The sequence below is a fragment of the Pseudothioclava alba genome (assembly GCF_033100795.1).
Taxonomy (GTDB): Bacteria; Pseudomonadota; Alphaproteobacteria; order Rhodobacterales; family Rhodobacteraceae; genus Pseudothioclava.
Genome location: NZ_JAWLVI010000019.1, coordinates 1 through 1,282, shown reverse-complemented (window position 1 = coordinate 1,282; position 1,282 = coordinate 1). Strand labels below are relative to the sequence as shown.

Below are 1,282 nucleotides of genomic sequence, written 5' to 3'. Positions count from 1 at the left end.
TGGTCGACGAAGGCGGCGATCTGCCGTTCCAGGTCTCCAGGCAGGAAGTAATGTTCGAGCAAGACGCGGTTCTTCATGGTCTGGTGCCAGCGCTCGATCTTGCCCTGGGTCTGGGGATGATAGGGCGCGCCGCGGACATGTTTCATGCCCTTTTCCTCGATGTAATCCGCCAAGTCTCCGGCGATGTAAGACGAGCCGTTGTCGCTGAGCAGTCTGGGCTTGGCGACCACGGTTGCGCTATCGCAGCCTGATGCTTGCAATGCCAGATCAAGCGTGGCGGTCACATCCTCGGCCTTCATCGTCGTGCAAAGCTTCCAGGCGATGATATAGCGGCTGTAATCGTCGAGGATGGTGCTGAGGTAGAACCAGCCCCACCCCAGCACCTTGAGGTAGGTGAAGTCGGTCTGCCAAAGCTCGTTGGGACGCGTCGTCTTATCCTTGAACTCATTGGCAGCCTTCATCACGATGTGAGCTGGTGCTGTGATCAGGTCCTCAGCCTTCAGAATGCGATAAACCGATGATTCAGAGACAAAATACTGCTTCTCATCGGTGTATTTCACCGCCAGCTCCCGGGGCGTCAGATCCTCATGCTCAAGCGCGAACTCGATAATGTCCGCCCGGATTTCATCCGGGAGGCGGTTCCACACAGACCCAGGATGGGGTGACGTATCGTCAAGCGCGTCCAGCCCGCCTACGGACCAACGGTCATACCAGCGATAATAGGTCGTGCGTGGAATGCCGAGCATGGCCAGCGTCTGACGGACGGGGAGATGTGAGGCTTCGACCGTGCGGATGATCTCCAGCTTTTCTGATGCAGGATACCTCATGCCTCGTACTCCCCATCCCCGATCATGCTTTTTTTGAGCAGACGGTTTTCCAGGGTCAGGTCAGCGACGACCTCCTTGAGTGCCGCAGATTCCGAGCGCAGCTCCTTGACCTCAGGCGAGGTCGCTTGACGGGCAGTATCCCCTGCAAGGCGTTGCTTGCCGGCTTCCAGGAATTCCTTCGACCACGTGTAATACAGGCTCTCGCTGATGCCCTCACGGCGGCAGAGTGCGGCAATGCTTTCTTCGCCGCGCAGGCCCGCCAGCACGATCCTGATCTTCTCTTCCGCAGAGTACTGTTTGCGCGTCTTGCGGCGGATGCCTTTGACCAGCTTGTCAGCCGCGTCCTTCGATGTTCCGGATTTCTTGTTCATCTTCGCTCCATAATGGCTGCGATGAACCAGAAATACTCCGTTACGAAAACCGAAAATCTGTCCCACAGGCGCTGACGTCAGACA

1 pseudogene is annotated in these 1,282 nt (G+C 57.4%); it reads right to left on the bottom strand.

Annotated elements, in window-relative coordinates:
• A pseudogene (locus tag RYZ20_RS15810) lies at positions 1–1,198 on the bottom strand (IS3 family transposase); the annotation flags it as partial.
• Between the last annotated feature and the right edge of the window lie 84 nt (positions 1,199–1,282).